The sequence below is a fragment of the Clostridium sp. AUH-JLR23 genome, from assembly GCF_964238065.1.
Lineage (GTDB): Bacteria > Bacillota_I > Bacilli_A > Erysipelotrichales > Coprobacillaceae > Allocoprobacillus > Allocoprobacillus merdigallinarum.
The window spans coordinates 26889-41380 of sequence record NZ_CAXSKY010000009.1 but is presented as its reverse complement, the minus strand read 5'-3'; the positions used below and the strand labels follow the sequence as shown (position 1 = coordinate 41380).

Sequence of the window (14492 nt, the reverse complement as noted above, 5' to 3'; positions counted from 1 at the left end):
CAATGGTGATGTATTTTGAAATGTAAAGATGCTATGTTGGAATATCGAGAGTATATGATTGTTGAAAAAAATTATAGTCAGCATACTGTTCATGCATACCAAAGAGATATTAAACATTTTTTGGATTATGTTTTTAAGATATATGAAATTCAATATATCGAGGATGTAAACAAGGATCATGTATATTCATACTTAAAAACAATGCGTCAAAAATTAAGTGATGCAACTATTGATCGTCATATGATATCTTTAAGACAGTTTTATCAATTTCTCATTAAAGAAAAAATTGTTTCTCAAAATATAATGAGTTCTTTTGAAATGCCAAAGCGTAAAAAATATCTGCCACAGGTTTTAAGTGAAGAAGAAATGTTTCAATTATTAAATTCTATTGTTGTAAAAGATGCCAATTCATCACGAAATCGTTGTATGGTAGAAGTTTTATATGGATGTGGTTTGCGTGTGAGTGAAATGTGTTCATTAACTTTGCAAAGTGTGAATATTCAAAAAGGATTTGTTAGATGTGTTGGAAAAGGAAATAAAGAAAGAATTATTCCAATGAATAAAAGTTGTGGACTTCTACTCAAAGAATATATTGAAAAGTACCGTGATGAACTTTGCAAAAAAGGAACAACACCTTATCTTTTTTTAACTCAAAATGGAAAAGTAATGACGAGAGATGATTTTTATCATATTCTTGAACATTTAGTGAAAAATAGTGGTTTAATGAAACACATAAGTCCTCATACTTTACGCCATACTTTTGCGACACATTTATTAGAACATGATGCTGATTTACGTTCAATTCAGGAAATGCTAGGGCATAGTGATATTTCAACAACAACTATCTATACACATGTATCACAAAATAAAGCAATTGAGGATTATCGTCAATTACATCCTAGAATGCAAGAAAGGAACAAGAAAAATGGAAAAATATAAACGTGTATTTTTAATAGTGTTAGATTCATTAGGTATAGGAGATGCACATGATGCTGCACAATTTGATGATGTTGGCGCAAATACTTTAGGTCATATCTGCGAAAAAGTAGGGGGGCTAGATGTTCCTTGTTTAGAAGGAATGGGCTTAGGAAATCTTGGTCAATTTCAAGGTATTCATGCTTTAAAAAATCAATTAGCTTATACTGCGAGACTTGAAGAAGTTTCCAATGGTAAAGATACAATGACTGGACATTGGGAAATGATGGGATTACATATTACCAAACCTTTTAAAACATTCACTGAAACAGGATTTCCAAAAGAATTCATTGATCTATTTGAAGAAAAAACAGGTCGTAAATGTGTTGGAAATTATGCTGAAAGTGGCACAAAAATACTTGATGACTGGGGTGAACATCAGATAAAAACTGGTGATTGGATTGTTTATACATCAGCAGATTCAGTATTTCAAATTGCTGCTAATGAAGAAATTATACCTCTTGAAGAATTATATAAAGCGTGTGAAATTGCTAGAGAAATTGCAATGGATGACAGATGGAAAGTTGGACGCATCATTGCCAGACCATTTGTTGGTAAAAAGAAAGGTGAATTCGTAAGAACAGCTAATCGTCATGATTTAGCGCTAAAACCATTTGGTAAAACTGTTTTAGATAGTCTTAAAGAAAATCAGGTTGAAGTCATTGGAATTGGTAAAATACCAGATATATTTGTTGATCAAGGTATTACACGTAAAGTTAAAACTGTTTCTAATCATGATGGTATGGAAAAAACAATAGAAATTGCGAAAGAAGATTTTCGTGGATTAGCTTTCTTAAATTTAGTAGATTTTGATGCTGTTTATGGACATCGAAGAAATCCTGAAGGATATGGACAAGCCATTGTTGAATTTGATCATCAGTTAGAAGAATTATTATATTGTTTAAATAGTGATGATTTGTTAATGATTACTGCTGATCATGGAAATGATCCAACATACAAAGGAACAGATCATACACGCGAAAATGTTCCACTTATCATTTATAGCAAGTCTTTACAAATGCCTAAACATTTAGGACTGTTAAAAAGCTATGCAGTCATTGGAGCGACCATTGCAGATAATTTTGATGTTGAAAATCCTGGTATAGGATCATCTATATTAAATCAAATCATCTAGGAGAAATCTATTATGAATTCACAGGACACTAGACATGGCATTATGATAACTTTAGGAGGTACTCTTATTGGTGCTTTGTTATATATTTTTGCTTTGTCTTTAGATAATCATTTTGTCATTATAACAAATTATATCATCGCAATGATATTGTATACTTGTTCTTTTTTAGCTGCATTTCAACAGTATAAAAAAATGTCTTCTCATCTCATGATATATATTCTTATATTGATTATCATAGTTTTGGCTATAAGTACATATTCTTTTGTTTCAATATTCTTATAAAATTCACATAATATATATTATACGAAGTTGTATATACTTTTAAAAAGTCTTATTACTGATTTATAAGACTTTTTATTATGTTTAAATATGACTCCCCTGCATCCCTGCATATTTATGAGCAAATTCCCATTTATCTTTATTTATATTGACATAGATATTCTATATCTAAATAATACATTGATTTTTTGGATTTTTCTTCATAAAATTTTTACAAAATCAATCATAATAAATGGAATTATTAAATCCGTTTACAATTTAGCTTATATCTATTATAACACGATATATTTGTTTTCCATTGTTTTTGTATTATTGATAATTGAAAATCAGTATTTTTTATAAAAAAAGAAGCATTTTAGCTTCTTCATTAGTACACTTCATTAATATATTTATTAGATTCCATTCTATCTTTTTGAAGCGTATTGCTCATCATTGTAATGATATATTTACTTTCACAGTTTAAATTTACAGTCATATCACATTCAAGAATTAACTTTTTAGAAGATTTCTTAAAATATGACAACATTTGTAAAAGATTATTTTGATTGAAATAGATGGCTTCACTTATATAAATACTTTCATCATCTTCATGATATATAAAATAGCCTAAATCTTCAAATATAAAGATTCGATCATTGAAACTTTCACATCTTTTTCTTAAAAGTTGCCAGTATTCATGACTACGAATACGATATTCATCAAAATGACTAACAAATTGATGATAATATTTTTCTAACAAATCATATTGCTGACTTATTTTCAAATCAGAATAATTTTCCAACATATTTTTATCAATCTCAATAACCTGATGATAATGTGATGCATGAAATCCAAAAGGTCGATAAATTTCAGGATGATAAGCTTGCAGATAAATCGTTTTATTTGTGTATTTACTCAAAACAAAATATAGAAGTTGCTTCATTAAGCCTTGTTTTTGAAAATATGGATGTGTACACACACCTAATATAAAATAACATTCTTCTGGCTTCTTATTTTTCATAATAGACATTGGAACGATTTGTAAAGCAGATAAAATACGATTATCATTTTTAAGTACAAAAGTATTTTCTTTATGATAAAGCTCTTGAAAATAATAGTTTGTTGATTCTTCTGTTTCATCTTCGAAACATTGTAGCCATAGTTTTTTAATATCTTCTAAATCATGATCATTCGCTTTTTCAATTATTGTCTGATTTTCATAAATACGATATTTATGAATCATCTTAACAGGGTGTAATGATTGCTTTGATCGTCTTAAATTTTCTAGACCCATATCTTCTTCCCTATTTACCCATTTTTCATTTTGAAAATGATGTTCTAATAGTTCTTTTAATATAGCAGGATATAATCCTCTAATATCTTTATTTGCTTTTTCAACGTGTATTTGAATAGTAGAATGATTAAGTTTTGAAGCAATAATAAAAGCTTCTAATTGGTTATGGATAAAAATTCCTCCAATATGAAATGGTAAAAGATGCTTTGAGGAAAGCAATGACATGATTCCTCTAACTTCACTTGTCATTGATTCACTTAAATTATCCTTTTCCCCTTCCCATCTATTTAGACATGTAAAAATGATATCGAAATCTTTGACTATATCCAAATCACGATATTCATAATCAGGATAAGCTTTAAGAAAAGCATTGTAATGATTACGTCTTTTTTGCATTTTCTTACCAGCTAAAGTTTGAAGCATATCTTTATCATAGATATAATCATCATTAAATGGTGTCCTTTCAAAAAGGAATTGATGCGAATAATCATTTTTTTGAAGTGTTGAAACAAAACTTTCAATAGCACAATCAATCATAAAAGGAAAACCATGTTGATGGCTATATTTAATCATGTAATCCAAAGCTTCCTGATAAAATTCTGGTGTCGTAAAAGGCATGGCCCAAAAATAAATGTTTTTATAATGATGCAGCATAATAAGAAAGTTATCATGTATTTCATATTGTATATGATATTCATGATTCCACATCATCATTGTGACAAAATTGGAGTTATATCCTTCATAATTGGCTTTTTCTAAATACGGTTGAATAATTGCATAATCTTCTAATTTTAATTGTTTCATGATTGTTGAGAAAGCAGCATATGAATAAACTGTTTTGCTGTTCTTCCTGAAAAACCTCCATTTCTTATTTCCCACTGTAATGCTAATTCATGTAGTTGTTCAGTTGGCATTGTTAAATGATAAGTCTTAGCTAATGCATCAATAATATCTAAATAATGTTGTTTATCTGGATGAATATACATGATTTGAACACCAAATCGAGATACTAAAGATAATTTTTCCTGCATAGCATCGTTATTATTAATTTCCTGATCATGATTACGATCATTCCATGTTTCTTTGATTAAATGTCTACGATTACTTGTTGCATAAATCAAAATATTATCAGGTTTCTTTTCAAGACCACCTTCAATAACGGCTTTTAAATATTTATATTCAACTTCAAATTCTTCAAAAGACAAATCATCCATAAAAATGATAAAACGATAATTTCTATTTTGTAATTCATTAATAATTTGAGGCAATGATATAAATTGATGTTTATAGACTTCAACCATTCTTAAACCTTGTTTATAATAACGATTCAATAAAGCCTTAATACTACTTGACTTTCCTGTCCCACTATCGCCATAAAGTAAAACATTGTTGGCTTTTTGACCATTTAAAAATGCTTCAGTATTTGCTATTAAGCGTTCTTTTTGACTTTCATAACCAATTAATTGTTCAAGTGTATTATTGCCAATATGATCAATTGGTATAATTTGATTATTCAAATATCGAAAGGCTTTATTTAATCCATATTTTCCAACACCATACTGATAATAATGATTATATAATATTTGATAAAACTCTTCCACTGATGTGCTTTGAGAAAGCTGAGTTTGTAAGTTTGTTAATACATCAAAAATTTCTTGATTGATAATCGTAGAACTGTTTTGAAAGTCAAAAAATAAATCTTTATATAAAGAATCAAGATAAGAAAAATCATAATGATAAAGATTGTAAATGATTTCAAAATCATGACAAACTACTTTTTTTAAAGAAACAGAAATGTCTTTTTTTCTTTCTAATGCCAATGTGAATGTATTTTCATGATAAGCTAATAAATGCGTTAATAGACTTTGGAATAATTGTCCATGTAATTCATATTTTTCAGCTAAAACAAGAAGGCTAGCAATAAATTCTGATTCATCAATAGATGCATCATCATCCATAAAAGATAAACATTTTAAAACAACATCATCCTGAGATATATTTTTATAGACTATAAGCTGATCGTTAATCATAAATTAAACTCCTTTCTGTAAAAAAAGACGATAAAATCGTCTTTTTGTTAATTTTTAAAACTGTGGATAGGAGCAGGAATACGTCCACCTCTATCAATAAATTCATCACATGAGAATGGATTGACAGGCATGATAGGTGCATATCCCAATAAACCACCAAATTCTACTTTTTCACCAACATCTTTACCTATAACAGGAATAATACGTACTGCAGTTGTTTTTTGATTAATCATACCAATAGCCATTTCATCTGCAATAATTCCAGAAATTGTTTTTGCTGATGTTTTCCCTGGAATCGCAATCATATCTAAACCAACTGAACATACGCATGTCATAGCCTCTAATTTTTCCAATGTTAAGGCACCAGCTTCAACAGCATCAATCATACCTTGATCTTCACTGACAGGGATAAACGCTCCAGAAAGTCCACCAACATATGAAGATGCCATAACACCACCTTTTTTAACCTGATCATTTAAAATAGCTAGAGCAGCTGTTGTTCCAGGAGCCCCTACTCTTTCTAAGCCCATTTCTGTTAAACAGTCGGCAATACTATCACCAACTGCCGGTGTTGGGGCTAATGATAAATCAATAATTCCAAAAGGAATATTTAAAGCTGCAGAAGCTTCTCTAGCGACTAATTGTCCAACACGTGTAATTTTAAAAGCAGTTTTTTTAACAATTTCGCATAATTCTCCAAAATCTTTTCCTTTAGCTGTTTGAATTGCTTTTCTTACAACACCAGGACCACTGACACCCACATTAATAATAGCATCAGCTTCACTGATTCCATGAAAAGCTCCTGCCATAAAAGGATTATCATCAGGTGCATTACAAAAAACAACAAATTTTGCACACCCAATAGAATCTTGTTCTTTTGTTAATTCAGCAGTTTCTTTGATGATTTCCCCTATTAATTTAACTGCATCCATATTAATTCCCGTTTTTGTAGATCCTACGTTTACTGAACTACATACCAATTCAGTTTCTTTCATAGCTTGAGGAATAGATTGAATTAATAATTTTTCAGCAGGTGTCATTCCTTTAGAAACAATCGCACTGTAACCACCGATAAAATTCACACCAACTTTTTTAGCACAACGATCTAAAGTCTTAGCGATTTTGACAAAATCATCTGTTGATTGACATACAGATGCACCAATAAGACCAATTGGAGTTACAGAAATTCTTTTATTAACAATAGGAATCCCATATTTTTTTTCAATATTTTCTCCAGTTTCAACTAAATGTTCAGCAACACTTGTAATTTTATGATAAATATTTTGACATAAAGTATCTATATTAGCATCAATACAATCAAGTAAACTAATCCCAATTGTAATAGTGCGGACATCTAAGTTTTCCTGTTCAATCATCTTATTTGTTTCATTAACTTCAAATAAATTTATCATGATTTTCCTCCTTAGATTCTATGCATTTTATTAAAAATATCTTCATGCTGTAATTTAATATAAACGCCTATATGATTTCCTAAATCTTCTAATTGATCACAAACGTCTGAAAATGATTCTTTTGCTAAAGACATATCAACAATCATCATCATATTAAAGTACCCATCTAATATTGTTTGAGAAATATCTAAAATATTAATATTTGCTTTAGATAAAAATTGACATACATGAGCAATAATGCCAACCTGATCTCTACCTACAACTGTTATAATTGCTTTTTCCATTTTTCTTCCTCCTGATTTTTAAACATTATAACAAACAATATGTAAAAAGAAAAGAAAAAAAGGAGCATAGCTCCTTTAAGAAATTATTTTAATAAAGATAAAGCTTTTTCGAATACGGCTTTACCGTTCATTGTTCCATAATCTCTCATATCAATGACATCTACAGGGATAGGTCCAGCTTTTCTACCGGCAGCTAATTTTTCAATAGCAGCTTTTTGGAATCTAACTTGTGGGCCAAGCAAGATGCAATCAACTTCTTCTAATACTCTAGGTGCATCAGAGAATGGTAATGCAAAGATTTTGCATTCAACACCAGCATCTTTAGCAGCAGCTTCCATTTTAGTAACTAATAAACTTGTAGACATTCCTGCAGAACATACTAATAAAATAGTTTTCATATTTCTTACTCCCTTTCTTATTATTACAATATATATTGTAACAATTTTTACCTGAATTGTAAACACTTACGGATAAAAATTTTCTATTTGAGAAAATCGGTTGATTCTATCAATATAATTATGAATTTATAATTGAAATATGATAGAATAATATAAGAAAAGAGTTGATTGAAATGAAATTATTAGTTGTCAGCGATAGTCATCTTTACGAAAATTATTTACAGCGTGTGGTAACTCACTATCGTTTTCATGTTGATTATATGATTCATTGTGGTGATTCATCTTTACCTGTTGATGATCCATATATACAATTATTTGATATTGTTGTTAAGGGAAACCATGATGATGCACCCTTCCCTATCTATAAAACATTTCAACATATCTGTGTTACACATGGACAATATTATGGAGTTTATTATGGATATGATCAATTAATACAGCTTTGTCAAAAAGAAAATTGTTATCTTTGTTTACATGGTCATACACATGTTCCAACGGTCCAAAAACATCAAAACATTCTTTTTGTTAATCCAGGAAGTTTGATGATGAATCGAGGAAGTTATGGATATGGAACATATGCTCTTATTGATATTCGTGATAACAATGATATCCAAGTTGAATTTCATCATTGTCAAACAGATGAGATTTGTAATCAGGATATATTAGATGAAGGACTTGAATTATTAGAAGAATTTAAAACACTGTTAAAATAAAAAAGAAATTAGCTTCTGTAACTAATTTCTTTTTTATTGGTTGTTTTTATTTTTTTCTTCAACTCTTTTACGTTTATATTCAATAATAAACATAACTTCTTTTAAATCATCATCTGGCAATTCTGTTAATAGACGTGCAATATTTGCAATATTATAATAATCGTATTTTTTACCACTCATAATTTCTTCAACACTACGTCCATAAAGATGTGAAAGAATTTTTAATTCACTAACTGTCACATCTCTTTTACCATTTTCAATATCTGAAATAGCAGAATGTGGAACATTAAGATGAGAAGCAACTTCTTTTTGAGTAAGGTGTTTAAAATTACGATAAACCTTCAGTCTTTTAGCTAAATCCATATCTATTGCCATAAGGTCACCTCCATAATAATATTATATCATGAATGAAAAACAATCGCAATTTAGAATATGAAAAAACTTTTTTTGTGAAAGACATAAATATTGATGATTCAACATTATTCTTTGAAATATCCTGAAGTTACTTTTATTTTCTGTCGAATATGGCTCTTTTGTTGGTTATAGATCATCTGCATAAAATCATCCATCACCATTTGAACTTGTTGTTGATCTTCGTTAGTGAACGCAATAAGGAATCCACCAACTGGTAATTGTTTAAATTGATCATAAAAAAGTGTATGTGCATTTAATAAGTGCATGCGACATTTATTATCAACCATTATGTCAAATTTCTCATTTTTTCGATCTCTCAAGGCAAAATGACCTTGTTTACACATTTGACAATGCTTATTTTGATATCCAAAATAATATTGAGTAATTGGACAATATTCGCTAATCATATTTGTTGTTTTACCAAAGATTTGAACAAGACAATGTGTTAAATCAACTTGCAAATGTTTAATTTCAATTGTTGACATTTCTAAAGAAACCAAATATGGTTGATGATAATGATGTGCAGCATACGAATTATAAATATTTAAGCCCTGACCCACAACCAGTTTTTTATCTTGGAAAGCCATATATGCACCATAATCATTTACCAATATTGTATCTATTTGCGAATAAATCTGTGATGATAATACATCTTCAATATCATTATCTTTCATAACAGGAGATGTCATCATAATCATTTTCTTTTGATGTTTTTGACAAATTTCATAAGCTTTTTCTATCCTTTCCTGATAAGGATAAATAATTGTATCAAAAGGATATTGAATGACTGTTTTTAATTGTTCTATGGAATGAACAAGAATATAAAATTGAGGTGCTTGAGAAGTGCTTTTTTGGCTATATATAGACATTTTTTGTCGACTATGATGATGTATTTTTTGATGAGATAATTTTTCAATCAACATATCTGTTGCATGTCTACGCATCTCATTAATATCTCTAATAGGCATTGAAATCCCTTCATCTATGTTTATCTGTATATGCTCTGCTATAAATGGTGTAGATCCCAGTTTTGATAACTGCTGGTTGATTCTCTGTTTTTCAAGAGGCGTATTATGAGCTAATTGAACTTCCTGTTGTGATTCAACTGTTACTTTTAAATTTTCTTTCTTAAGAATAAGTCTTGCTTTTTGATAAATACGGGCTTCAAATTCCATAGATATTGAGACTTTTCGTGGTGATTTTTGATATGTCTGTTGCATTTTTTCAACAACATTTGTATCAAGTGTTTTTCTAACCAATCCTCGATCAACATAATAATCAAATTCTATTTCAATCACATCATTTGAATAAGCTTTATTCACTAATTTTTTTTGATGATAGATTTTATTGACTGGTCTTCCTTTATCAATATTTTCAAAAACAATGCTATCACCTTGCATGAGTGTATCTTTTAAACGAATCCCCACTCTTTTTTGTTTTTTATGATAATACAAAACTTCACCAATAATACTACCCCTATGTCCAGAATAGTCACCATCTACAAGATGAGTATCATGTTTTAAATAACCTAAAGTATAATTGCGATTAAACATCGCCTTCATATCATGAATAAGGGGCTGTAAATCAATTTTTTTATGTTCATAAAAGGCATCAATTGCTTGGCGATATGCACGTGTAACGCTGGCAACATATTCTGGCCTTTTCATACGTCCTTCTATTTTCAATGAAGAAACACCTGCTTCAATAAGAGCACCAACATGTTCTATTGTCATCATATCCTTTGGTGATAGAATAAAAGGATATTTTTCAGGTAAAACTTGATCATCCTTTAATAATTGATATGGCAAACGACATGGTTGGGCGCACTGACCCCTATTTCCACTTCTTTTTCCAATCATACTGCTCATTAAACATTGTCCAGAATAGCACACGCACATAGCTCCATGAACAAAAACTTCAATCTCTATAGATGTATTTTGGCAAATAGATTGAATATCTTCTAATGTATTTTCACGTGCTAATACAACACGTGATGCACCACATTTTTCAAAGTAATTGACACCATAGTGATTCATAATAGAAGATTGTGTACTCATATGAATTTCAAAATCAGGATATAAAGTTCTGACAATATCAAATAATCCAACGTCTTGGATAATCAGGGCATCTACTTGAAATTCATATAATTTATCCAAATATGAAATCAAAGCATCTATCTCTGCATCTTTAAATAACGTATTTACAGTAACATAGATTTTGACATCATATAAATGAGCGTATTGTATTGCCCATTGTAGTTGTTCATCATCAAAATTTTTTGCAAAAGCACGTGCACTAAATAAAGTTCCACCTAAATATATAGCATCCGCACCATTTTGTACTGCAGCAATTAAAGATTCTTTGTCGCCAGCAGGAGCCAATAATTCAATTTTTTTCATAGAGATCCTCCTTATATAAAAAAGCAATAACAAGTGTTATTGCGATAATATAGAAATAAGATGATAACACATTTTTGCAGAAGCTTGGCTAGCTTGTTTTAAATATTCATCAAATTGCACATGATTTTCACCTTTTTGATAGATATCACTTAGAGATCTTGTGATAATAAATGGAACTTGAAAAACATGACAAACCTGTGCAATAGATGCAGCTTCCATTTCAGCACATATTGCATCAGGAAAATTCTTTTTAATCTGACTAACCTGATCATCACGACAAATAAATTGATCTCCTGAAACAATAAGCCCCATATGATACGACAGATGAAGATCTTTTAAAATATTTTCAACCAGTTTTAAAGCTTTTTTGTCTGGTTCAAAGATACGTGGCATACCAGGCACTTCACCAAGTTCACGTTGAAAAGCAGTTACATCAACATCATGATGGAGAACCCCTGTTGAAATAACAACATCACCAACATTTTGTGATAAAGAAAGTCCACCAGCAGAACCTACATTAATAAGAAAATCAATATCATAATTTGTTAATAACAAAGTGGTTGAAATAGCTGCATTCACTTTTCCGATACCACCTTGTACAACTACAACTTTTGTATTCGCTATTGTACCTTCATAAAAAGTATATTCATGAATTGTCTGCATAGAAGTTATATCCATATACTTTTTTATTTCAGCAACTTCTTCTTCCATAGCTCCAACAACTGCTATCATATGGTTTCCTCCTTTTGACATACAAATATAATTCTTTCACAATCATCATGATATTCATGAAAATCACTATAATAATCAACTTGCGAAAAACCAGCTTCCTTTAACCAGTATAAATATTGATTTACCGAATAAGTCTTTTGATAATGATCTTCATCAACTATTTCAGATTCTTCTTTATCTTCAATATAAACATGATGATGCACATATCCATCATCTATTTTATCAACACGCCATTCAAAAACAAACTCTTCATCTTCTTCTTTTTCTGAATATTGATCTAAAATAACATTCATTTTGTATAAACTATCAATATCAAAAATAAAAGTACCTTCAGCTTTTAATGAACGAAATACATTTTGAAAAGTCTGCATAATCTGATGTGGTTCAAGTAAATAATTGATAGAATCACACAAACATAAGATAAGATCAACTGGTCGTGAAATTTCAAAGTCGCACATATCAACTCTTTGTAAAATAAGATTTACTTGATTAGCAATAGCCTTCTGTTTTGCAACTTCTAACATATCAGTAGAAATGTCAGAAGCATATACAGTTTTATGATCTTTAGCTAAACGAATAGCAATTTCACCTGTTCCACATCCCAATTCAAAAACTTCTTCAAATTGACAATGTTCCAATATAAATTGATAGTAATCTTCATAAAATTGTTCATCCATTAAGCTATCATAATAGTAAGCAAAGTTTTCATAACTCATTTGGCCAACATTCCTTCAATGTTGATACGAGGCATATCTCCCCATAATTTTTCCAAATTATAACTTTCTCTTTCAGCTGCTTCAAAAATATGACAAACAATATCTCCTAAATCTATAAGAATCCATTTAGAATTTCTTAATCCTTCAATACTTTTGACTTCATAATGATTCTTAGCACATTCATCTTGAATATTATCAGTAATTGCCTGCATTAATCTTTCATTGCTAGCTGTACATAAAACAAAAGTATCAAACATTGGACTTACATCACGCATATCAATAGCAGTAATGTTAGTAGCAAGTTTGTCATCCATAGCCTTTACAACACATTCTAATTTTGTCATTATTTTTCTCCTTTTACAACGAAATAATCATAAATTTCATAAAAACAATCATCAATTTCTCTATTTTTCTTTTTTGAAAATTCATAAAAATCTATCAATGAATCTCTAAATCCTGCATTTATATCTTTTTTACATAATTCAATCTGCTTTGATGAATCATAACCTCTTAATGGGTCTAATTTATCTGCAACATATAGACATTTTCCAATCAATGAAATATCAACAGAAGCAGTTGTATGGTCTTCAATAGCCTTTAAAATAATAGGATCTTCTATTAAAAACTCATGTTCACTTACATATCTTGATAACCATTGATGCCATATAGGATATGGTTTAGAGATATATTCTGGAAAATAATTTTGCATAATAACAGTTGCTTCTTTTTGATCCATTTCTTTAGCAACATCATGCATAATCCCTGCAATATATGCCTGTTTTTCATTCAAATGATTTGCTTTAGCAATCTTTTTAGCCAATTGAGCAACACTACATGTATGTTTCCAACGTTTTTCTTTCATACGTGAAGCAACCATTGTTTCTAAGTATAATCCCTGGCTTGAAATATAACGCAATACATGGGAATCTAACATTTCAATATGCCCCTGTCGAACATCACTGCTTGATGCATAGACAGGACGATTATTTAAAACAAGAAAATGATATTGATTTAAAACATCCGATAATGGCTCATATCCTCCACGCTGAAAAGCAACTAACTGTACTAAGTTAGAAATTTTTTTAGCTTTTTTCCATTTATCAAAAGCATTTGCCTGATCCATACCCATAATATAATAATATTTGTTATTGGGATGTTTTTCAATGATCTTTTCAAGAGTATGAATAGTATAATTTTTTTGATTTTGATCATCATCAAGTTCAATTGTATTCACTGTGAGTTTATCATTGCCCTGAATAGCCAAATGAATCATATGTAAACGCTCTTTAGCATTGGCACAACTTTGATTTTTCCATGGATTATGTCGTGTAGGAATAAATTGCACTTCGTCTAATTGAAGCTGTTCAATTGCACACATGGCAATTTCTACATGTGCTTTATGAATAGGGTCAAAGCTTCCGCCAAATAATCCTATTTTTTTCATGGTAAGCGATAAATTCCTTGAGAACTATGACGATAAAAAACAATCGTACGACCAATAATTTGAACAACTTCAGCTTTTGTATGCATACTTAATTCAACAGCTACACTATTCACATCATCAGGACAACTTTCTAATATCTTCACTTTAATTAATTCCTGAGCTTCTAAAGCATCATCAATACCTTTAATCTGATTAGCAGAAACACCCTCTTTACCAACCTGAAAAATAGCTTTTAAATGATGTGCTTCACTTCTTAAATATCTTTTTTGTTTACCTGTTAACATAATT

At 29.7% G+C, this 14492-nt stretch carries 16 protein-coding genes; 4 read left to right on the top strand and 12 right to left on the bottom strand.

Annotated elements, in window-relative coordinates:
* The first annotated feature begins 15 nt into the window (after positions 1-15).
* The 3 genes from ACESR5_RS05950 to ACESR5_RS05940 are packed head-to-tail and all read left to right on the top strand — an operon-like array spanning position 16 to position 2392.
* Entirely contained in the window at positions 16-939 is a 924-nt protein-coding gene (locus ACESR5_RS05950) for a tyrosine recombinase (RefSeq protein ID WP_087304180.1), read from the top strand.
* Positions 926-2110 (top strand): phosphopentomutase, encoded by a 1185-nt coding sequence (locus ACESR5_RS05945; protein WP_373154693.1) that lies wholly within the window; start codon positions 926-928, stop codon positions 2108-2110. The genes ACESR5_RS05950 and ACESR5_RS05945 overlap by 14 nt, the downstream gene beginning before the upstream one ends.
* A gap of 12 nt (positions 2111-2122) precedes the next feature.
* Positions 2123-2392 carry a hypothetical protein gene (locus ACESR5_RS05940; RefSeq protein ID WP_087936759.1) on the top strand — a complete coding sequence of 90 codons (270 nt, stop codon included), beginning with the start codon at positions 2123-2125 and terminating at the stop codon, positions 2390-2392.
* Between the two features lie 364 nt (positions 2393-2756).
* On the opposite strand, the gene ACESR5_RS05935 is transcribed toward ACESR5_RS05940, so the two are convergent.
* The 5 genes from ACESR5_RS05935 to ACESR5_RS05915 all read right to left on the bottom strand — a co-directional run bounded on the left by ACESR5_RS05935 (position 2757) and on the right by ACESR5_RS05915 (position 7786).
* Positions 2757-4466, bottom strand: coding sequence for a GNAT family N-acetyltransferase (locus tag ACESR5_RS05935; protein WP_373154691.1), 1710 nt, complete (start codon positions 4464-4466; stop codon positions 2757-2759).
* Positions 4463-5692, bottom strand: a complete 1230-nt coding sequence (locus ACESR5_RS05930) for an ATP-binding protein (RefSeq protein WP_191492107.1) — start codon at positions 5690-5692, stop codon at positions 4463-4465. Before ACESR5_RS05930 ends, ACESR5_RS05935 begins: the two co-directional genes overlap by 4 nt.
* Positions 5693-5739: 47 nt before the next feature.
* Positions 5740-7104 (bottom strand): PFL family protein, encoded by a 1365-nt coding sequence (locus ACESR5_RS05925; RefSeq protein WP_373154690.1) that lies wholly within the window; start codon positions 7102-7104, stop codon positions 5740-5742.
* A gap of 11 nt (positions 7105-7115) precedes the next feature.
* Positions 7116-7388: an ACT domain-containing protein gene (locus tag ACESR5_RS05920; RefSeq protein WP_087244017.1), complete on the bottom strand. Its 273-nt coding sequence runs from the start codon at positions 7386-7388 to the stop codon at positions 7116-7118.
* 83 nt (positions 7389-7471) lie between these two features.
* Entirely contained in the window at positions 7472-7786 is a 315-nt protein-coding gene (locus ACESR5_RS05915; RefSeq protein ID WP_087244016.1) for a PTS sugar transporter subunit IIB, read from the bottom strand.
* A gap of 173 nt (positions 7787-7959) precedes the next feature.
* Between ACESR5_RS05915 and ACESR5_RS05910 the strand changes: the two genes are divergently transcribed.
* Positions 7960-8499 carry a metallophosphoesterase family protein gene (locus tag ACESR5_RS05910; protein WP_087244015.1) on the top strand — a complete coding sequence of 180 codons (540 nt, stop codon included), beginning with the start codon at positions 7960-7962 and terminating at the stop codon, positions 8497-8499.
* Positions 8500-8532: 33 nt separating this feature from the next.
* Here ACESR5_RS05910 and ACESR5_RS05905 read toward each other — a convergent pair whose 3' ends face one another.
* The 7 genes from ACESR5_RS05905 to yhbY all read right to left on the bottom strand — a co-directional run bounded on the left by ACESR5_RS05905 (position 8533) and on the right by yhbY (position 14488).
* Entirely contained in the window at positions 8533-8874 is a 342-nt protein-coding gene (locus ACESR5_RS05905) for a helix-turn-helix transcriptional regulator (protein WP_087245222.1), read from the bottom strand.
* 104 nt (positions 8875-8978) lie between these two features.
* Positions 8979-11312, bottom strand: coding sequence for a U32 family peptidase (locus ACESR5_RS05900; RefSeq protein ID WP_373154688.1), 2334 nt, complete (start codon positions 11310-11312; stop codon positions 8979-8981).
* A 36-nt stretch (positions 11313-11348) separates the two neighbouring features.
* Positions 11349-12044, bottom strand: a complete 696-nt coding sequence (locus ACESR5_RS05895) for a 5'-methylthioadenosine/adenosylhomocysteine nucleosidase (RefSeq protein WP_373154686.1) — start codon at positions 12042-12044, stop codon at positions 11349-11351.
* Positions 12041-12760 (bottom strand): class I SAM-dependent methyltransferase, encoded by a 720-nt coding sequence (locus tag ACESR5_RS05890; RefSeq protein WP_373154684.1) that lies wholly within the window; start codon positions 12758-12760, stop codon positions 12041-12043. The genes ACESR5_RS05895 and ACESR5_RS05890 overlap by 4 nt, the downstream gene beginning before the upstream one ends.
* Entirely contained in the window at positions 12757-13104 is a 348-nt protein-coding gene (rsfS, locus tag ACESR5_RS05885; protein WP_087245230.1) for a ribosome silencing factor, read from the bottom strand. The genes ACESR5_RS05890 and rsfS overlap by 4 nt, the downstream gene beginning before the upstream one ends.
* Positions 13104-14204 carry a nicotinate-nucleotide adenylyltransferase gene (locus ACESR5_RS05880; RefSeq protein WP_191492104.1) on the bottom strand — a complete coding sequence of 367 codons (1101 nt, stop codon included), beginning with the start codon at positions 14202-14204 and terminating at the stop codon, positions 13104-13106. The genes rsfS and ACESR5_RS05880 overlap by 1 nt, the downstream gene beginning before the upstream one ends.
* Positions 14201-14488 (bottom strand): ribosome assembly RNA-binding protein YhbY, encoded by a 288-nt coding sequence (gene yhbY / locus ACESR5_RS05875; protein WP_373154681.1) that lies wholly within the window; start codon positions 14486-14488, stop codon positions 14201-14203. Before yhbY ends, ACESR5_RS05880 begins: the two co-directional genes overlap by 4 nt.
* Positions 14489-14492: the final 4 nt, after the last annotated feature.